Below are 20,149 nucleotides of genomic sequence, written 5' to 3' on the forward strand. Positions count from 1 at the left end.
GATCCATTACCCCTTACCAAAACGGTATGAGCAATTTTTTATCTGGCATTGCAGTTGTACTTTCAATTTTGGCGATTATGGGCAGTGGCTTCAGTGCCTATCAAGTTTTTGAACTGCGGGAGGAACTCAACGCGATCGCTAATTTAAAAAGCGGTTCGACGCCTATCGGAGAGCCAACATCTAGCCCGACACCAGATGCAGACAGCACTCCCACCGTCAGCCCCACTAGCGCCGCCTCTCCAGTGCCTACTTCGACTGACGCCACCAACACCAACGCCAAAATTCAACCAGGGCAGTTTGTGCAACCGGCTTTTAACAGCAAGGCACAAGTAGAATTACTCTCGGTCAGGCGCGTTGCCGATCCAGAAACGGGATCTCGGAATGTCGTAAATATGCAGTTTCGGATTCGACGGGTTGCAAGTCCGACCGATCCAGATATAGATGTTTTAAACCCATCTGCAATAACTGCCCGCAATCCGAATACAAACGAGACTTACAAGGCGGTTTCTCCTAAACGTGCGACTCCTTCAGTGGATTTTGGCAGCATTGGACAAGGTGCCTCAGCCGATGCCTATGTTTGGCTACAAGTTCCGCAGGGAATCAATACGTTAGACATTTATATTCCCAATACCCAGCCATTTAAAGGCGTGCCGGTTTCTAATTAATTTAGCGAGTGTAAATGCAAAGTTCGGATAACATGGCTCGTTAAACAGCGAGATTGTAGAGACGCAATTCATCGCGTCTCTACGCAGCGAAAATTCTCGCGTCTTTTTACGAACAAAACTGGATTGAGCCTTAATTGAATTTGTCAGATTTTTTTTAACAAACCGCTTTGGCGAGCTAAATTTTTGAAACCAAACGAAGACTAAGGATAAAACAATGATGATAAGCAATCTGCCTAACCGGACAAACGCGCATTCCACGTCCACAAAATCACCACCCCAATTGGGGTTGGTGTGCATCACAACGTCTGACAAAGTGCGTTACCGCGCCCTCACGCGCAAACGACTATTGCAACTAGAAACAGCGGAACAGCAGCAAGTGTTGCGGGAATTGTATACGGACAATTTGCAACGCCTAAATAATGCGCTGGATTTCTGCGTAGAAAATAATCTCCGGCTTTATCGACTTCCCTCAGGGATATTTCCTTTTGCCGATACCGATCTAGGTGAGGCGGTGCTGGAGGAGTTTACGGAACAGGTAAGAGCAACAGGCGATCGCGCAACGGTTCTTGGTATCCGATTAGTCGTACACCCGGATCAGTTCGTTGTCCTCAGTTCAGATACACCCTCTGTGATTGAGAACAGTATCAAGATTCTGCAAATGCACGCCCGGAATATGGATTTATTGGGGCAACCGCGATCGCCTTGGGCGATGATGGAGATACATGGTGGTAAGGGCGATCGCGCTGAGCGACTGATCCAAGTCATCCGCGATTTACCCGATGAAATTCGCTCAAGATTAGCCCTAGAAAACGACGAATACGCCTATAGTGCGGCAGAAATTCTCGCTGTTTGCCGCGAAGCTGGCGTGCCAATGGTCTTTGACGCCCATCACCACGTTATTCACGAAAAGCTGGACAGCTACGAACATCCCAGCATCGCCCAGATGAAGGCAGCAGCACGGACGACTTGGCCCGTGCCAGAATGGCAGCTAGTTCATATCTCTAACGGGCGGGAATCCTTTGGCGATCCGCATCATAGCGATTTTATCACCGTGATGCCCAGTGCCTACTGCAACGTTCCCTGGATTGAGATAGAAGCGAAACTGAAGGAAGAAGCGATCGCGAAACTGCGAGAAGAATGGTCGCCTGTCTTCGGCACCGCACCCCCACCCAAACCACTAGAAGAAAAGCCACTGGACAAGGTTACTCAACCGAAAACTCAGCAAAAAAAACGCACTTCTAAGAAAGCTGAACAACCCAAGGACAAAGTTTTGAGTTCAAACTTGGACGGCGACTAATATTTCTTTGCAAACCTTGGCGTTGTCCTTGGCGTACCTTTGCGTTGAATATTACAACTTAATTTGGTAGTCCTAAACAGGTAATGATGCGTTGTAGTAATGCACAAAATACCAAATTGCCCAGAAGTGTTGAGCTATCTTTCAACACTTCTGCCAGTTTTTAATAAAATTTGTCCTGTCACTCATCTTTATAATTATCGCAACAGATATAGAAAAAAGATTATGGAACACGCCAAATAAGGATTTTAGCCAGGTTCAATCAAGTTGAACCATCAAGTTGAAATAGATGTCTTACAAACCGTCATTTAGCTGACATAATTTTAGAACTTATAATTATAGGATTGACTCAAAAATTACAATCAAGTTTTTTAAACTTAGAGTATTTTGTTGCTTGTTTTATGATATAGAAATCGCAGCGGTACCGATAATCAAGGGCATCTGATACCACTTGACACGCACTACCAGAGGCAAAGGCTGATATGGGATTTGAGAGAACGCATTCATTCCAAAAGCAGAAGTCTTACATACCACAGCCGACGATTCAGTTGAGAAGTCGCCCGTTTGCGGCTCCCATACAGATGAAGCCGAAGGAGCAACAGACACCAGAAGAGTTAGCGAATCAAGCTTTTAATCAGAACAAGTTTGAAGCTTTTGGACTTCAGCTCAAGGAAGAGCGTGGCACCATCACCCCTGTCGAGCAGGAACAGTTAGGTCTGTTGCAAGTGAAAATGAATGATTACTGGGAGCAGAACCAGGAAAGGGCATCGCGAAGCGGATTTGACTTTTCTAAGGTTGCGGTTACTTTGCCTGGGGAACAAGCTGCCCCACAAATCCAGGCTATGGGTCGGCTGGGGACACCTGGAGTGCAACTGGGGGGAAAGCGATCGCCCTTGAACTCTTCGCAACAGTTGTCAGAACCACCAATACAGGCAAAGTTGACCATTGGGGAGCCAGGAGATAAGTATGAGCAGGAAGCGGATCGTGTTGCGGCTCAAGTAATCAATTGCTTAAATTCTCCAACAACCTTGCAACCTTCACTGGGAAAAACTGTACAGCAAAATAGGGGAGCTATTCAGCGCCAGTTACAACCACAGCCCGAAGGAAAGTTAGTTACTCATGTGAATCATAGCCCTACACTCCAGCGTGCGAAAACAGTAGCAAATGATGTAGCTGGTGTAGCCCGGAATGAGCTTTTTGGGGACGAGACCGCTCGTCGTAATACCTTGGGTGGGGGATTAATAAATCCTAACGCTATTGCTACGCAAGCGGTTTCGATTCAAAGCACCAATGGAAATACTCTTACAGGAAAACTCTACAGACCTGTTGGTGGTGGAGCAAACACAACAGTTCTGACTTTATCGGGAAGTGGGAGTTCAGCAGAGGACTATATGACAAAGATTGCTCGTGAGTATGTTCCTGCTGGGGCACAAGTTTTAGCTATAAACTATCGAGGGTTTGGAGACAGTTACAAGACCGTCAATGGACCCGGTGGCGGCGGGGGCGATCCAAGCGAAGCCGGACTCTATGAAGATGCCGAAGCTATGTATGACTATGTGAGAAATACATTGAATGTCCCATCAACTGACATCATTGTTCATGGCTATTCGTTAGGTAGTCCAGTAGCTGCTACTTTAGTGAAGCGAGTTATGAAGAGTCGGGGCGAAAACGTGAAAGCTTTGATTTTAGACCGGGCAATGCCAAGCACCTACAAAGCAGCAAAAGCGAAGGGTAGCAATGAAGTAGAGGCACGTATTGGTCAAGCTTTAGCAGGCGACATGGATACGAAAGCAAAACTTAAAAAGATATTGAGTTTGGCGGGAGGAGCCAATTTACCTATACTCTTTACAAGCGGTGGAGCAGCAGACGTATTATCTGCTGAAGATCAGGCACTTGCAGCTTGGGCAGGGCAAAATAACAAGTTTGGCAACAATGCGACCTCTGTTGTAAATCCGAATGCTGATCACGAAGATCATCGGCTAATTATGAATATGCTAATTCCTGAATTACAAGTGCAAGGGTTAATCTAGAGGTCGATGTCAAACAAAATTTCATGTATTGAAATAAATTCTCAATAAAAAACGTGGTACAAAAGAAAGAATTTCTGCAATTTTCTAACGGAATCTAATGTGAAATTCTCTTTTTAGGTTCAATAACGCAATTGATAGTTATCTAAATCCCTGTACATCGGCAACTGTCCATTAAGCATTCCTATCCACCAGGACTCAAGAATCGCTGAAATTGTCCTGTTTATTGCATCTCATGAGTGATACTCACAACTAACCTCTAAAACATCAATCAACACTGCCATGCTCAACCTGTCCCCCAAATTTTCAGTGGCGATCGCTATTGTCGCTCTTGGTACTGCTGCGATCGCAACCAGTCAAGCCCAAGCGTCTATCGTTACCTATGACTTCACGGTTAATGTGACTCAAGGGTCATTAGCCGGACAATCATATAGTGGAACGCTTAGCTACGATGATTCAACCTTAAAAGGCACTGGAGTTGAAAAATTGGGCGTTGCTCAGGGCTTAAGAGTTTGCATGAATTATTTCGGACGCAATTACTCAGAAACGAGCGATCGCGACTATCCAAAATTTCCAACGCTTGTGTTTAAAAACGGCGATATCAACCATCTAGACTTTTGGATACAGCCGCAAAAGCGTGTTGTCTGGTGGAACTTACCTGGATGGGAAGTCAATTTATCAAAGAGACAAGCTGGTGCTGACGTTCCAAATTGCGCTAAGTCTAATCCCTAATTATTACGCCATTTGTCATGAGTCATTAATCCGTAGCAAGGGCTAATGACTCACGAATCAATTACCCAAATAGCTATTTGCTATCGCCTTGACCTGTTACTTTCTCAACCAGTTCTTTGGCTCCTTCAACTAAGCCATTCTCTGCCTGTGGCCCTTTGTTTGCTTTTACACTTTCGTTGTAAATCTCATCCTGCTTATCTGGATTCCGAGCTTGTTCTGCGGCTTCTTCGTAAGCTTCTTCTCGAAAACTAGCGTCTTCAGTAGGGTCTGAAGTACGGTTAATATTTGCACTTGAGCTTGTCGCTGCATAAGCAGGCTGATTTTCAAAAATGAATAAATTGGAGAGGCTAAGCAAACTCACCGTAACCAGAATCAAAATACTGTTGCGAAATGCTTGCCCTAATGCTGAAAAAATGCGCTGCATTATTTAATTCTCCTTGTTGTTGTATTTCGTAGAATCTGGCAATACGCGAGAATCGCTGACCATCAAGGTCATTTATAGAACCAGTGGTCAATTGATTAGACCAGAGAGATTCTACGGGTATGGCGATCGCACACCCTTCTGCCGCAAGATATATTCAAGGAGTCAAAATAATTAAAGATTGTTACAAGTCATAGGTCATGGGTCAGTAACAAAGAATGCATGACCCATAACAATGGACTGGTGACTAATGACTTAATTAGCCTTAGGCAAGGGATTTTTTATTCGGATACCGCAGACTCAAACAATTGCCCAAAGGCATCTAGGATCTGCTTAGGGATGGCTCGCGGACGCATTGCGGCAAGATCCACCCACACCCACAACGCCTCTGCTGTCACTAATAGCGGAGCTTCTTCCTGTTTGCGGATTTCATAGCGACGGATGGCACGGGTTCCTTGAATTAGGTGTAGCCAGGTGGTAATTTCTAAGCGATCGCCTGCAACAGCAGAACGCAAATAGTCTATCTCGATCCGCCGCATTACAAAGCCGCCGCCGAGTTCCTGGTAAACTTTCTGGTTAAAGCCGAGATGTTCATCGTGTTCGACTGCTGCATGTTCTAGGTAATGCTGATAGACTGCGTTGTTAACGTGCCCCAAGGAGTCCATCTCGTGGTATCGCACGCGCAGTCGGCTTATGAACTTTTGCATCCGTTAATCAGAATATTTTTTCCAACTTTCAGGCTAGCCCATCGTTTTACAGAATAAAAGCTCCTTTTGCATCCCTAAAGCTATGTGCCAAAACCGATACCGCTAGTCCCATCTTTTAAGCCACTTTGTTGATTCTTGTGTTCGTTCGTGTGTTCATTTTTCGGTTCATTGTCAATATCACTTTCATCGCGCGGCTGCAACAATGCCAGGTGAAAGGCTTGTCGTGTTTGGGAATTTAAGTAACGCTCTTGTAGGGGTTGCCACTCTTGCCACGCTTCGTAAACAGTTTGATCTAGCTGTTCAGTCAGTGTTGGCAGTTGGTGTTTGAGTTTGGAGTGCAAGACCTCACTCAGCACATCTACTAAAACAACGCAGTCTTGAATTTTCCCCAGAGTTTCTTGAACTGACTTTACGTCTTGCAGATAACCTGCATAAGCAGGGCCATAGAAGTCAGAAAATAGTTCCATTTGGTAGCGCACGCGCTTGGCTTCTTTCCGCAAGCTGTGGAGAACTTCTCCCTCATCTGCTAAAAGTCGCGATACAGCTGATTGTTTTAGTTCTTTACCTTCAATCTGTCCAGCTTTAAATTCAATTCCTAGCAACCAACCTGGATGGAGCAATAACTGACTTATCTCTGGCAACAGTAAATCTGGCAGAACCGGCTCTACCGGCATCTGAGCAATTTCTTGATAAGTCGGCTGCTTCAACCACCCTTGCAACGATTGCTTGAGTTTGTTGTATTGCTGATGCTCCAGGGTATCCCGGACTTGTTCTAGCGCGTGCTGGCGTTGTTTATCCAGAGCATTCATCGCCTCTTTTAAAGATTTCTGTTCTTTAGAGGGTAAATTCGGATGGTAACGATTTTTTAGGGCGTCCTGAAGCACGTCTAAATCCCGCAAACCGCCAAGACGATGACCAATTTTGCCAATCTTGTTTTCTTGGGCTGACTTGGGAAGATCCAGCGCGGGTGCAAAACCTTTTACCGCCGAACGTAGGCGACGAATTCCCACGCGCATCTGGTGTAACGCTTCTGGATCTTTGTCTTTGATAACGTCAGATTCGTGCTTAATCGTTTTTTGAAAGTGTTTTTCTATCGCTAGGTATGCCCAGTCTCCTAAAGTCTTGGCTTTTTCTTGAGTATGCTTTTTCATGACAATATTGGCTCTAAACGCGATGGATTGGATTAGTTAATAGCAGGACAGAGTTAAGTTGAACGGTCAAAGTACCACATTTCCACCCAGGTTTTGGTATTGGAGTCTATTGCATCCAGGGAGTATTTGTGATATGACCCGGATAGGAAACCCACAAGTCGTATCGGGTCACGGCTTCGCCAGTTTGTAGGTTTTTGAGGAACGGCTTGCCAGTCCAGATTTGGCAGCTACAGAGGTTTTTTACTTCCTGAATCTCAAAAAATTCAGCTTCGGCGGGTTGCAGTCGAAAAAACTCAATATGCCAATGAGCGGGTTCAACGGCAACATGAGTAGTAGAGGAAGTCTTTTCAGTTAGCTGGGAATTTCGGTTATCAAGCTGAATGGCGCTGGGGAGAAAATCGATATCCAGCACATAAGATTCAAACCCGTGCTGTCGGGCAAATTCTATGATTTGCTGCCAATCATAGACGGGTTTTTGCTCTCCCTGCTGGGGAGTATCGTCTCCAAAGCAGTAACCGCCAAACAGCCAAACCAGTTTTGACAGGATCGATTCTACACGGAGGCGATCGCTTCTTAAAAGTTCTACATCTTCCGGTAGCAAGATGCGCCCTGGAACACACCACCAGTATTCCCAGAAAGTATTCGCATCTAAGGAAACTATCCGCTTGACGACTCCCGGAATGCGATCGCGTTGTTGGATCTGACGAATTTTTTCCTTAGATGCGCTTTGTCCCGAAATCGGCAAATCTCGATTTGCTGCTAGGGTATGTTCGGGCGCGGTCGTCATTTCTTGGGGGAAGAAGGAGTCGAGGTTCAGCACGGATATTCTCTCACTACACCGAATGCAGTGTTCCATTCTAGATCCTAGAATAGGCTCTTGGATCTAGAGATTTGTATACCTTTGGTTGAATAAGTTTAAGCTTCATTGGCTCTCTTTCGAGATAGAGGGAAATCACGCTAACCTTAAAAATAGAATGGTTAGTGTAGCGGTACGCTTCTTGCAGACTGAAGACTAAAGAATAGACGTTCATAACTTCCATCAATTAGGAATGTGGCGTTTCAGACCACTCAACCTAGAGAATGTCTGGAAAGTTATAATCGAGATGCTTAAACGGCAAAGCGAATTTAGCCTTAACTTGAACAATACAGAAACCCATTATTCGCAAAGTTTCAATGGGTAGTGCACAAGCTAAACTGACTTTACAAATACTTACGGCTACCTACTTATATGAATCGGGTAGAATTGTATAAGGATAAGATGAAGGGATAAGCGTGTGTTAGAAATTCTCCTCATTTTTGTTGTTAGTCTAATACCAGGGCTGCTTTCAGTGTGGCACGTTCGCAGGATAGAAGCACGAAACATGGCGGGTTTGCAAGCAGCGATGCGGAGGGTAGAAGCTCGGCAACTGCAAAGAATGCAAATGCCTTTAGACCAACATTACATTGAAGGCGTGGGTTATTTAATTGGGGATATTACTTGTCAGTTTAATGCTCATTCTGCTTATATCCGTTGTGCAGTAAACCCCTTTGGGCCTTGCCAAGAATGTTCTCATTATCAATCTAGAGAATACAATTAAGTTAAATCAATAAAAACATGAATCTGTCTGAGCTGGGAATGGACACTAGAAAAATATTAGTAAAATTTAGCTAAATTACCCTTATCAGCTTTTAGAAATTTAGATTATTTGTATCAACTTACTGAGCAGCTCGACAAGATAAAAAATTCAACCCTAAGAAAATAGCAGCAATTGTTCCAGAAACGCAAATTTTCCCCTGGGCAATTGTTTCTATAACTTCTGAAACAGGAATCAAGACAACTTCAATATCTTCGGTAATATCTAGCCTTTGTTGACTAGCTAAATGAACATTTTCAGCTAAAAACAAATGGATATTATTTGTATCTTTTGGCGGATTATCATATAAAGTTGCCAATTGAATGAGTTGCTCGGCAACATATCCCGTTTCTTCTTCTAATTCTCTGGCGGCGGCTACAACACTATCCTCTTCCTCTGGATGAAAAGCACCCGCAGGGAGTTCTAATAAAATTGCTCCGACGGCATGACGGTATTGACGGACAAAAACAATTTCTTTTTGCTGAGTGATTGGTAAAATAACAGCTATATCAGGTCGAATATTTACAAAAAAATCATCGACAATTTGCCCGTTGGGTAATTCGACTTCATCTTGCCTAACTTTACACCATTGATTATTGATCACCATTTTAGAATTTAAAATTTTCCACTTGCTAAGGTTTTTCATAAACTAATCCAAAGTAGATTCAAAAATCATAAAGCATACAACAATGCAGATTAGCGTAGAAACCTTCACGGTAAACAAGCGATTTCCTTTAACCATCAGTCGCGGGACAACAGCGCAAACCATGAATGTGTGGGTACGCGCGATCGCAGAGGGGATTGAAGGCTGGGGGGAAGCTTCGCCTTTTTCCATTGGAGTCGGACAACCGCGACAAACCACAGAGATTCTCTTGGAGGCATTGCAAGGCATCGCGCCGCTGTTGGAGGCATATAGCCCTTGGGAAAAGCAGAAAATTGAGGAAGTATTGCAAGCAGCGCAAATCCCTTCTGCGGCGTGGGCGGCAATTGATATGGCGTTGCACGATTGGCAGGGAAAGCGGCTAGGATTACCGTTGTGGCGTCTGTGGGGGTTGGATCGAGATCGGATTGTTCCCATCTCTGTGACGATTGGGATTAATTCCCCATCGGGTGCTTTACAGCGATTGCGCGACTGGCGGCAGGTGACAGGGGCAAATGTTTTGAAGGTGAAGTTGGGTAGTTCTGAGGGAATTGAAGCGGATCAAGCGATGCTGATGGCGATTCGGGAGACAGCACCGGATGCTCAGCTAAGCGTCGATGCCAATGGGGGTTGGAATCTGGAAGACGCTGTGATGATGTGCAGTTGGCTGGCAAAGATGGGCGTTAAGTATGTGGAACAGCCGCTGGGACGGGAAGCAGAAGTCGGGATAATGGGGGAATCGTCGTTTAAGGAATTGTACACGCGATCGCCTCTACCCATTTTTGTAGATGAAAGTTGCTTTACTCGCAAGGATATCCCGCAACTGGCAGACCGCGTTCATGGCGTTAATATCAAACTAATGAAGTGTGGCGGCTTAACGGAAGCAATTCGCATGGTACATACAGCGAAAGCTTGTGGATTGCAGGTAATGTTCGGTTGCTATTCTGACAGCGCCATTTCAAATACGGCGGCGGCACAACTCTCCCCCCTAGCGGATTATCTAGATTTAGATAGTCATCTGAATCTCATCGACGATCCTTTTAGCGGCGCATCCATACAAGATGGGCGATTGCTACCCAACGATTTACCCGGATTGGGAGTTATCAGAAGGACGGAGAATATTAGCGAAGCAGCGCCTTAGTGCTGGATAAATTTCTGTTCCCTATTTTCTAAAAAGCTGTGCATTTGACATCTAAACATCGAGTCGCAATTCTGCTACATGAAGGGATTCGCGGCATCCACGGCAAAACCGGACTGGCGCTATTGCGCTACAGTGAAGCGCTAGTGGTGGCAGTCATCGATCGCCAGTGTGCGGGAGAGTCATTGCGGGAATTGACAGGTATCCCCCGCGAGGTTCCAATTGTCGCTTCTGTGGAAGAGGCGCTAGCTTATACACCCGATATCCTGGCGATTGGGATTGCACCGCCTGGGGGTGCCCTGCCAGCCGAATGGTGGCAGGAAGTAAAACAAGGGATAGCAGCGGGGTTGTCTATCGTCAATGGACTGCATACTCCAATGGCGTCCCATCCGGAGATCCAGACATTGTTGAAAGATGGGCAGTGGATTTGGGATGTGCGTCAGGAACCCGCAGGATTAAAGATAGGAAGCGGACAGGCGCGATCGCTCGCTTGCAAACGGGTTCTCGCCGTCGGCACGGATATGGCAATTGGCAAAATGTCAACCTGTTTGGAACTCAATAAAGCCGCATTGCAGCGCGATTTGCGTTCCAAGTTCCTAGCTACAGGTCAAGCCGGTTTAATGATAGCGGGGGATGGTATACCGCTGGATGCCGTGCGGGTTGACTTTGCTGCGGGTGCTATCGAACAAATGGTGATGCTGTTTGGCGAGGAGCATGAGATTCTGTTTGTTGAGGGGCAAGGTTCCCTGTTGCATCCCGGTTCAACTGCAACGCTGCCACTGATTCGCGGGACTCAGCCGACGCATCTGGTGCTGGTACATCGAGCGCAACAAGCAACCATCCGCAATCATCCCCACGTTCCGATTCCGCCGCTGCCAGAAGTCATACAGCTTTACGAGACAGTGGCAGCGGCAGCCGGTGCATTTGCGCCAGTGCCTGTGGTTGCGATCGCTCTCAACACTGTCCATCTTGACGCCGACACTGCACAACGAGCGATCGAGCAGATACAGGCAGAAACAAAGCGTCCCTGCACCGATCCAGTCCGCTTTGGTGCTGACACAATATTAGATGCCGTAATGGCTTAAGGGAAGGGGCAGGGTGGAGTGACATACCGCATCCAATCAAGAATTGCGATATTTGCCAAAAGTTGGGCGATTGACAAGTTATGATGCCTGATTTCTAATCCTTAATCTGAGGCTTCTGACTCTTCGCTGGTTTAATGGCTGCCGGTTTCGTAATCAGCAGCCAACCCTCCGCCTGATTAATCGCTTTCACCTGCTTTAAATTCAGGTGCTTGAAGGTGGATTGGTCAAGTAAAAAATAAGGTTGAGCGTCACCTTTCCAACGTTGCTGGAGTTCGGCATCCGTTGCAGGGATGACTTGGCGATCGCTATAAAAATTCAGAGAAGGACGACCATGATCGTAGGATGTATAGATTGGCTTATTGATGGGAGTTTTGCGCTTAATCATCGCGGCAACGGGTTTAACCGGATAGGCTTCTGCGAGTTCCCAATTCCAGTGCGGCGATGTCATGAGTAGCAGTAGCGTTACATACGTACCCCAAAATAGCAGGGGAATAAATTGCAGGTCTTTTTGATAAATCAAAACTGCCGTTATCAATAAAGTCAAAGCAGCCGATGCAAACACCAGTTGCAAATTCCAGTTCGGTTGGGGGCCAAACGCAGCAAAATAAAAACTACCGCTTAGCGCCGCTAAACCCATGACTGTCAAAAGCGGTACCCAAGAGCGGGGATAGGATTTCTTACTCGGCGCATTCCAAATTTCAGCAAGCTGGGCACCTCCCAATAAAGCCACTGCTGGGTAAATCGGCAGTACATACCAGGGAAGCTTTGTTCCCATCACCGAAATGGCTACTAGATAAACACTCATCCACACCAGTACCAGTTTTGCCCAGCTCATATTGCGATTTTCCCAAGCAAGGCGCAATCCTTGAGGCAACAAGAATAACCAGGGCCAACCGTACTTTAAGATTTCCAACAGATAATACCAGGGGGGACCCGCGTGATTCTCGACGGGTGCCCAAATCCGCTGCAAGGATTGACTGAAGATGCCGGTGTTTACGAAAGCCTGCCCGTAGTGGAGAAATTGGGCACCATACCAAGCGGCAACTGGCACACTGCCCAAGAGCAAACCAATCCAGAAATAGAGGGAAGTTAACAGTCTGGGAGTATCCCAAACTAAAAATACCAGGGCAATATTTAAAAGTAATAATCCCATCATGCCTTTAGTCAGGCAAATCAACCCAAACCCAATACCGGCACCGAGAGCGTAGCGCAAGTTTCGACGCGATCGCAACACGCACCACATCATCAACAGGAAAAAGCACAGCACTGCCCCATCCAGCATCGCCAGACGCCCATGACGCACAACGGGTAGTAGCGTTAAGTAAATCAAAGCCGAGAAAAGAGCTGGAAGGCGTCGCCGGAATAGTTCCCGTCCAATGCCATACAAAAGCGGCACACAAGCGGCACTCAGCAGCGCCCCAGGTAGGCGCGTTGTCCACTCATTTACACCGCCGATTGCGTAGGCACCGGCAATCAGCAGATGCATTAAAGGCGGTTTATTGAAATACTCCGTACCTCCCAACGTCGGATACAGCCATCTCAAAGAATCAAACTTTGCCTGCCAAATCTCACGAGCAACCTGGGCAACCGTTCCCTCATCCCAATCCCGTAAAGGCAGTACGCCCAGATTGATTCCAAATAGCAGGATAGCCGCTAGGAATAACCCTAAGACCCACAGCCTTTCCACCCATCTGTCAGCTCCTCTAATCTTCTTTTTTGAACGACCCCACGCAAAAGTTTGACGATCCATATTTAACAAAGCCCGTGGTATTTAGCGGCAATCCAACTTCATTCCCTGCGATTTATCTAACTCAATCATCTGACTAAAATCCCAAGGTAAGTTTCCATGTCCTTATGAAGTTTGCATAACTCTATAGAATAAAGCCGGATTTTCTATCTTAAAGTGACCGAGGAAAACTCTCATCATGCCTGTCCTAACCCTGTAGGACAATCTCAGGGTTGGACACACTCGCAGCGTTTAGGCTCAGTTTTACAGCGGTTAGACGCTCGTTGCGTTCCGAATTATAAAATTTATACCAGTAGTGAGAGTCATACGGAAAGTTTTTTTAGTCATCTATCGGCACATTTAGCATCGCCACCATGCAAGTGTAACGCCGACTTACTCTGTTCGCGTAAGTGTTGCTAGCGTATGTGTTGCGGCTTTGTGAAGAGCGAGCGCACTCTTTAACGATTCGGCAAGGCGAGATAACTGGCTGCTGTGAGAAGCGGGGTATCTGAAGTGCTGGCTCACAGCTCAAATAGAATTGAGATCGCAACACTTTATCGTTAATCGCTAAAAGATGAAAACTAGCTGGATCTCCCAAGATGAATCCAGGCGGTTAATTTCAATCTGGCGAATAAATTCTCGAAAGTAGAATCGTCGCTCTGATTCTGACAAATCTAGCCAAAATTGTGAGATAGATACAGCCTGCGCGATCGCTTGTAAATCTACTGGCGGCAGACTCGCCATCCGCGATTGCAATTGAGAGATTTCTGTGCGTAGCTTGTAGGCGCGTAACTGGGCAGTTTCTGAATCTAGAATGCCATTCTCTGTAAGCGTCGGCAACTGAGCTAAGATATCTTGCTTAGCGGCAATTTCATGGGTAATCGTGCCCTTAATTCCATCCATATTGGGAACATTCACCGTCGCTACTGCGCGGGGTAAATCCTGGCAGATTCTCTCAATCGTTTGCTCTAATACTTCCTGATAAGAAATAGCCCGACATTTGGGCTGTTTAAAACACTTGGTTGGGCGCAGATAAAGATATTCTCCCTGTTTGCGGGAAGCGGTGACGCGGGTAATCGTCATTGGCGACTGGCACTCTCCACAAACCACTAATCCCGCTAGAGAACGATTTGCACTAGCGGTACGAGGAGGCAAACGGCGGTTACGGCGCAGCAAGCGGTCAATTTGCGCGGCTTCTTCCCTAGATACGATGGCAGCATGGGTATCAGAGAGAATCTCACCATTTTTATACGCAGTGTCACCCCGATAGACTGGGTTCGTTAGCCAGCGTTGTCCAGTAGAAGCGGAAATTTTTTTGGCGTATTTCTTTTCTAGATATCGCACCGCACCGCGTAAAGAACCATACAGCAGAAATTGTTCAAAAAAATCTTTGACGACCGGCGCGGCGCTGCGGTCTAGGATATAGCGGTCTTTACCTCGTCGGTAGCCATAAGGAGCTTTTCCAGGCGCTGGCGACGCTTTGAGCCGCCGCTGAGCGTGTCCTTGACGGATGCGATCGCTGCGCTGCCGATTCTGAATTTCTTGCAGGAGTTGCAGGGGTGTTTGATGATACGCGACTGACTCAGTAGTAATCATTTGAATGCCGAGGGATTCGAGATCGAGGATGCGATCGCATACTTCTTCCACCGAGTTTCCCAATTCTGCCAGTCGTCGGATTAATAAATAATTAGCGGGTTCTTCTTTACAATCTTCTAACAGCTGTCGTAGTTGTTGACGTTCCCCTAAATCTTGATAAACGCTATCTATTTCCCAACCCCACATCAAGGGATCGGGTGCAACTTCAAGCAACGGGTCAGTATAGGAATATGCAATGATTTTCATTGCAGAATTATGTACCAAGCTGCCAGGAGCAGCCTGAAGAGTTTAATTTTAGCTTGTGTAGGTAGGCTTCGTTTCTGTAGCCCCACGCTTCTATCGTGCAGACAGGTCTTCGCAATTCGCAGGATGCTCCCAAAGTGCCCTGATTAGGATTCATGGTTGACAGCTCATTCACCTAACTCAATGATGTTGCCATCAGGATCTTGAGTAAACAGCGCAGCGCGACCAGAAGCGCTCATTTGTAGGGGGTAGTTGTGAGCCATAAGCTTCTCCTTAGCAGCGTCTAAGTTGGCGACCAAGAAGGCTAAATGCCGATTCCGACCTAATTTTTCAGAATTGACTAAATCTGATGGTATAGAGTTGGCAACAATCAGGTGAATTTGAAACTCGCCGACTTGATACCATGCGCCGGGAAATTTCAGCACTCTATCCACCTTCGATAATCCCAACACGTTCCCATAAAATTGCTCGGCTCGTTCCAAGTCAGAAACGAGAATGGCTGCATGGAGACATTGAGTAATCTGCATCGCTAGTTATACTTTTGCCTGTAATCATACCATTTTTACCTGGAGGTAAACGAATTCCTTAGAACCAAAAAATAAATAAGAGAAATCAAGCGATCGCTCGATTTTTCTTACTTAAAGAACTGTCTACTTAAAACCCATGACCGGAATCATCGTCTTCGCCTAAAGGGTATATAAACCTTCGGCTGTCATGCCAAATCGAACAACAGAAATTCCGTGCTATTTTTGGCTTCTATGGCTATCTGGTTTTCGTCACTGATTGCAGCGCCATCTCCAGCAGCCAGTGGCTTACCATTCAAACTGATATCGCCTTTGATAACTTGCAGCCAAGCATGGCGGTTAGGGTTGATTTGATAATTAACCTGCTGTCCTGCATCGAGCAAACTTGCGTAGAGATTGGCATCTTGGTGGATAGTAACCGAACCATCCCGACCATCTTGAGAAGCAATTAAACGGAGATTTCCGTGCTTTTCTTCAGCCGAATACATTTTCTGCTCGTATCTAGGTTTTAATCCCTTTTGATTTGGCGTAATCCAAATTTGTAGAAAATGCACTAAGTCAGTTTTAGAATGGTTATATTCGCTGTGCGTAACTCCTGTACCAGCGCTCATAACTTGCACTTCACCCGGAAGAATAATGGAGCTAGTTCCCATGCTATCTTTATGCTCCAAAGCACCTTCTAGTACGTAGGAAATAATTTCCATATCTCGATGAGAATGTGTCCCGAAGCCTTGGTTCGCTTGCACTCTATCTTCGTTAATTACGCGCAGAGTTTTAAATCCCATGTGCTGGGGATCGTAATAGTTGGCGAAAGAGAATGAGTGATAGGAATTGAGCCAGCCATGATCGGCATGTCCGCGTTCTTCTGCTTTCCGAATTGCAATCATTTTCATCTCCTATTTAACTTGAATGTCCAGCGGCTAGAGCCTAGAGTTATCCTGGTTGTAGAGAGGCGATTTATTGCGTCTCCCTTCGCAGACTAAAAAAATGGGATCTGTTGCCAGTTGGTGCAAGTAAAATTTATTTAGACAGGCTACGCTTTTGTCATGAAGAATACTAAACTTTACTGTGCGAACCATCACAAAACGGTGGATTTCTGGTGTACTTACACTGGCATACTGCTACCTGTTTTTTGTCTTTCATTACAAACTTTACAGGGGGGGATTCCGTGTTTTGATGGGAACCATCGCCATAAGGTTGATTGTGAGATTGACCGCAACTACACCAAAATTTAAGTACCCGATTCAAGCGCAAGCAGGATAGGTTTTGTATCAACAATAACGGGTTCACTCATTTTGCTTGTCCTTGGCTTTCTTGGGTGTCTTATTTTTGTATATTTATAGTTTAAAAAATGTAACCATAAAGTGTAAAGTATGCACTTTAAAGTAAGATAGTACCCAAAAAGATACTATGGAAGCTAAAAGCGAGAATTTTGAAAGGAAGACTTGTCCAGCAGAAACTACCTTAAAAGCAATTAGCGGACGCTGGAAGCTTTTGATTGTGGCAGAACTATGGTCAGGCGTTAAACGGTTTGGGGAACTGCAAAGAGGGCTGGAGGGAATCACTCAAAAGATGCTCACGCAGCAACTCAGAGAGATGGAAGAAGACGGAATTATTCATCGTCAGGTTTATCCGCAGATTCCCCCAAAAGTGGAATATTCTTTGACCCCTTTAGGAGAAAGTTTGAAACCGATTATTCAGGCAATGCACGAATTAGGCACGCAATTATAGAAATTATTGGCAGAAATTATTGGCAGAAATTATTGGCGAGTATAGCGATGCTTCACCCCAATTGGAAAATATTCTGGATCGCCGGTGGGAGTTAAGGTAACTTGCGGCATTTGGTAGGTTGGGGGGACATAGTTTGCAAACTCGCTGTTGAGGCGTTGTAGCTGGGACAGAATTGAAGATGCGATCGCTTCCTGCTTGTTTTCACTGGCTTCCACTTGGGGCGCTAACTCCACAACCACCGACAGGAAGCGGTTTTTATCTGCATCTTCCTGAACCTGCATGACAAACTTACCCGTCACCCACTCTCGAATCCTGGGTTGTTCTAACCCCACCGTCACATTTTCCGGGTAAATATTTGCGCCGAAATAGGAAACCGTGAAATTAGACCGTCCAAACACATAAACAAACGGTAATGGAGGAATTCCTCTTTGGGTAGCCCGCGCCGCCGGATTGAGTTCGGGTAGCCCTAAACCGGAGGTTTCGGGATGAGGAATGGCACTTTCACCTTGCAACGCCGCGACTGGATCGAAGTCCCATTCTGCTAAAAACTGGAGCATTTCATCGTAAGGGATTAAGCCTCCCGTATCGGAGATATGATAGCGGATCAGCGGAATCCCGTTATCGCCGGAAAACAGCAATGTGCCCTCGTGAACCTCGAAAAAGCGACTCAGTGGGTCATACTGTACCAGCGTTGGCAAGCGAGATTCCCCAAATAATGCCTTAGCAGCATCTGGATGTTCTGCCAGAAATCGACGGATGCGGATACTCAGCGGGGTTTCGTTGCCCAAGACGCCTGCATCGGCTGTCCCATAAAGCGAAGCAGAGTCATAACAAGGATTTTGAGAACCGACTCTTTCTCCGACAAGATTGCGCCATTCTTCGCTAAAGACTTCTCCCGCAAACACCATTTTGATGTGATATTGCTGCCACTCCACACCCCGCGCTATGCCACTATCAATGACATCCTTCAAAAATGGTGGATATCCCAGCAGCACGACTTGCTCAAATGCAGAACCCAGTTCTTGCACGACTCGAAATATCTCTTCTTTATTATTGCCAGGAGTAATCACTGTAATCGGGTATCCTTTACTGGCGAGATAGCGACAGCAGTTTGCTGTGTATATTCCCCCAACCCAAGTCCCTAAGGTAAAGCAGATGACAGCCAAGGTGCGGCGGGTATCAGCCTGAAAACTATCATGAAATATCTGTTCAAAGCGAATCGCGATTTGCAGTTCATCCGTGAGGAAACGAGGCCAAAATGTCGGCTTTCCCGTTGAACCGGAGGAAACAGCAATCGTATCGCACGCTTCTAATTGTCCATTGCGGCACAAGTCTGCAAGGGAGTGACGCAACAGGTAATTTTCTTTGGTAATGAAGGGAAGTTTTTGGAAATCTTCAAAAGTTTGTATCGAATCCGGATCGATACCTTGTTCCTTCACAAAAGCTTGGTAGGCGGGGACACTCGCAGAAACCTCGTGGAATAATTGCATCGTAGCGGCTTCTGGGGAGGTGCTGCGATACTGTTGCAGCCGCCACTGGAGGGGAGTACCCAGGAACGATTGAAAAGCGGTGAGTACCCGTTGACGTTGTTCTTCTAGCATTGTCCTCCCTCTCAGTTTTGTATTTAAGATCAGGCTAACGTAGGGAAGGCGATCGCTTTCAATCGCTTTCATCAATCGCATTACTTGGTAGAATCTCGGTCAATTTGTTATACCGTTACTGGATCTTCCACAGAATTGCCCCAGGTTAATCATGCCCCTCTATTGCACCAAAGGACACGAGAATCCCATTGATGGTCGCTTTTGCCAGCATTGTGGCGAACCGCTACCTGCTGTGGTGAGTAATACTGTTTTGCCGGGGATGACGCTGGGCGATCGCTATCGAATTGTGCGCGAATTGGGGCACGGTGGCTTTGGACGCACTTATTTGTCTGAAGACCTCAACCGCTTCAACGAAGCCTGTGTTTTAAAGGAATTTGCTCCCAAGGTGCAAGGCACTTACGCTTTGCAAAAAGCTTCCGAACTATTTGAACGGGAAGCGGGTGTCCTTTACAAGCTGAAACACCCGCAAATTCCCAACTTTCGAGAGTTATTTCGGGTAAACCAGCGAGGGAACGGACGTCTCTTTTTAGTCCAAGACTATGTGGAAGGTCAAACTTATCGCGCGCTTCTCGAAAGTCGGAAACATCAAGGAGCACGGTTTAGCGAGCCAGAGGTACGGCAGATCCTGCTGCAAATTTTACCAGTTCTAGAATATATCCATTCGATGGGGGTCATTCACCGCGATATTGCTCCAGATAACATGATTTTGCGAGCTTCTGACCAGCTGCCCGTCTTGATTGACTTCGGTGGCGTCAAGGAAGTCGCAGCCACCGTAGAATCGGAGTTTAGCGAGACACCAGGGATGGAAACGGCGACCATCCATACTCGGTTAGGTAAGCCCGGATACGCCCCCGATGAACAGATGCAACGGGGAATTGTGTTTCCCCATAGCGATTTATATGCTTTGGCGGCAACGATGTTAGTGTTGCTCACGGGTAAACAGCCGCAAGAGCTAATCGACGATGGAACGCTTTTGTGGAACTGGCGGCGGGACGTGAACCTTAGCCCCGCTCTGGGGGCGGTGTTGGATAAAATGCTTTCACGACGACCGGGCGATCGCTATCAATCTGCCAGCGCCGTGCTACAGAGCCTTTCATCTGCCCACTCGCCTGCCCCAGCACCCGATCTTTCTCCCACTCAGCCGCCCACCAAACCCCCGATGGCACCGACAATGGTGGTGGCTCGTGCCCAAATTCCCCCGCCCCCCCAGGCAATCGCCAACCCCCCACAGGCAATCCCCAACGCTACCCAGCCC

The 20,149-nt window shown here is 46.5% G+C and carries 19 protein-coding genes; 9 read left to right on the forward strand and 10 right to left on the reverse strand.

Translation table 11 applies throughout. The annotated features are described in order from the left end of the window. Positions 1-26 precede the first annotated feature (26 nt). The 4 genes from NDA06_RS15470 (at position 27) to NDA06_RS15485 (ending at position 4,718) form a co-directional block, all read left to right on the forward strand. Positions 27-665, forward strand: coding sequence for a hypothetical protein (locus NDA06_RS15470; protein ID WP_190985624.1), 639 nt, complete (start codon positions 27-29; stop codon positions 663-665). 214 nt (positions 666-879) lie between these two features. Next, a complete protein-coding gene (gene uvsE / locus NDA06_RS15475; RefSeq protein ID WP_242047436.1) occupies positions 880-1,962 on the forward strand; it encodes a UV DNA damage repair endonuclease UvsE in 1,083 nt (360 codons plus the stop codon). A 479-nt stretch (positions 1,963-2,441) separates the two neighbouring features. Beyond that, entirely contained in the window at positions 2,442-3,989 is a 1,548-nt protein-coding gene (locus NDA06_RS15480) for an alpha/beta hydrolase (RefSeq protein ID WP_190985623.1), read from the forward strand. Positions 3,990-4,268: 279 nt separating this feature from the next. Beyond that, complete coding sequence (locus NDA06_RS15485; RefSeq protein WP_190985622.1) at positions 4,269-4,718, forward strand: hypothetical protein; 450 nt, start codon at positions 4,269-4,271, stop codon at positions 4,716-4,718. 73 nt (positions 4,719-4,791) lie between these two features. On the opposite strand, the gene NDA06_RS15490 is transcribed toward NDA06_RS15485, so the two are convergent. The 4 genes from NDA06_RS15490 to NDA06_RS15505 form a co-directional block, all read right to left on the reverse strand. After that, on the reverse strand, positions 4,792-5,142 hold the full coding sequence (locus NDA06_RS15490; RefSeq protein ID WP_190985621.1) for a hypothetical protein: 351 nt from the start codon (positions 5,140-5,142) through the stop codon (positions 4,792-4,794). A 278-nt stretch (positions 5,143-5,420) separates the two neighbouring features. Beyond that, positions 5,421-5,846: a thioesterase family protein gene (locus NDA06_RS15495; RefSeq protein WP_190410709.1), complete on the reverse strand. Its 426-nt coding sequence runs from the start codon at positions 5,844-5,846 to the stop codon at positions 5,421-5,423. A gap of 80 nt (positions 5,847-5,926) precedes the next feature. Then, the gene (locus tag NDA06_RS15500; protein ID WP_190985620.1) at positions 5,927-6,997 is read right to left on the reverse strand and encodes a CHAD domain-containing protein; all 1,071 of its coding nucleotides are present in this window, start codon (positions 6,995-6,997) and stop codon (positions 5,927-5,929) included. A 106-nt stretch (positions 6,998-7,103) separates the two neighbouring features. Then, positions 7,104-7,817 (reverse strand): hypothetical protein, encoded by a 714-nt coding sequence (locus NDA06_RS15505; RefSeq protein ID WP_190530403.1) that lies wholly within the window; start codon positions 7,815-7,817, stop codon positions 7,104-7,106. A gap of 454 nt (positions 7,818-8,271) precedes the next feature. Here NDA06_RS15505 and NDA06_RS15510 point away from each other — a divergent pair, with 454 nt between their 5' ends. After that, entirely contained in the window at positions 8,272-8,574 is a 303-nt protein-coding gene (locus NDA06_RS15510) for a DUF6464 family protein (protein WP_190985619.1), read from the forward strand. Between the two features lie 118 nt (positions 8,575-8,692). On the opposite strand, the gene NDA06_RS15515 is transcribed toward NDA06_RS15510, so the two are convergent. Beyond that, entirely contained in the window at positions 8,693-9,256 is a 564-nt protein-coding gene (locus NDA06_RS15515) for an NUDIX hydrolase (protein WP_190985618.1), read from the reverse strand. Positions 9,257-9,299: 43 nt separating this feature from the next. On the opposite strand from NDA06_RS15515, the gene NDA06_RS15520 reads away from it, so the two are divergent. Together NDA06_RS15520 and NDA06_RS15525 are read left to right on the forward strand one after the other, a co-directional pair. After that, positions 9,300-10,391: a dipeptide epimerase gene (locus NDA06_RS15520; RefSeq protein ID WP_190410714.1), complete on the forward strand. Its 1,092-nt coding sequence runs from the start codon at positions 9,300-9,302 to the stop codon at positions 10,389-10,391. Between the two features lie 38 nt (positions 10,392-10,429). Next, positions 10,430-11,473, forward strand: a complete 1,044-nt coding sequence (locus NDA06_RS15525) for a DUF1611 domain-containing protein (RefSeq protein WP_190985617.1) — start codon at positions 10,430-10,432, stop codon at positions 11,471-11,473. Positions 11,474-11,567: 94 nt separating this feature from the next. On the opposite strand, the gene NDA06_RS15530 is transcribed toward NDA06_RS15525, so the two are convergent. From NDA06_RS15530 to NDA06_RS15545, 4 genes are all read right to left on the reverse strand, one after another. After that, on the reverse strand, positions 11,568-13,223 hold the full coding sequence (locus NDA06_RS15530) for a glycosyltransferase family 39 protein (protein ID WP_190985616.1): 1,656 nt from the start codon (positions 13,221-13,223) through the stop codon (positions 11,568-11,570). A 543-nt stretch (positions 13,224-13,766) separates the two neighbouring features. Further along, a complete protein-coding gene (locus NDA06_RS15535; RefSeq protein WP_190985615.1) occupies positions 13,767-15,041 on the reverse strand; it encodes a recombinase family protein in 1,275 nt (424 codons plus the stop codon). Positions 15,042-15,205: 164 nt separating this feature from the next. Next, on the reverse strand, positions 15,206-15,565 hold the full coding sequence (locus NDA06_RS15540; RefSeq protein ID WP_190410719.1) for a VOC family protein: 360 nt from the start codon (positions 15,563-15,565) through the stop codon (positions 15,206-15,208). Positions 15,566-15,750: 185 nt separating this feature from the next. Continuing rightward, the gene (locus NDA06_RS15545) at positions 15,751-16,449 is read right to left on the reverse strand and encodes a pirin family protein (RefSeq protein ID WP_190432761.1); all 699 of its coding nucleotides are present in this window, start codon (positions 16,447-16,449) and stop codon (positions 15,751-15,753) included. Between the two features lie 523 nt (positions 16,450-16,972). Here NDA06_RS15545 and NDA06_RS15550 point away from each other — a divergent pair. Continuing rightward, positions 16,973-17,293 carry a helix-turn-helix domain-containing protein gene (locus tag NDA06_RS15550; RefSeq protein WP_190410721.1) on the forward strand — a complete coding sequence of 107 codons (321 nt, stop codon included), beginning with the start codon at positions 16,973-16,975 and terminating at the stop codon, positions 17,291-17,293. 29 nt (positions 17,294-17,322) lie between these two features. Here the strand turns inward: NDA06_RS15550 and NDA06_RS15555 are convergent, their stop codons facing one another. Further along, the gene (locus NDA06_RS15555; protein WP_190985641.1) at positions 17,323-18,894 is read right to left on the reverse strand and encodes a phenylacetate--CoA ligase family protein; all 1,572 of its coding nucleotides are present in this window, start codon (positions 18,892-18,894) and stop codon (positions 17,323-17,325) included. 151 nt (positions 18,895-19,045) lie between these two features. Between NDA06_RS15555 and NDA06_RS15560 the strand changes: the two genes are divergently transcribed. Next, the coding region (locus NDA06_RS15560) for a protein kinase (protein WP_348251768.1) at positions 19,046-20,149 on the forward strand (1,104 nt) is incomplete at its 3' end.

Origin of the sequence: Trichocoleus sp. ST-U1 (assembly GCF_039961835.1) — a bacterium.
Classification (GTDB): domain Bacteria; phylum Cyanobacteriota; class Cyanobacteriia; order Cyanobacteriales; family FACHB-T130; genus FACHB-T130.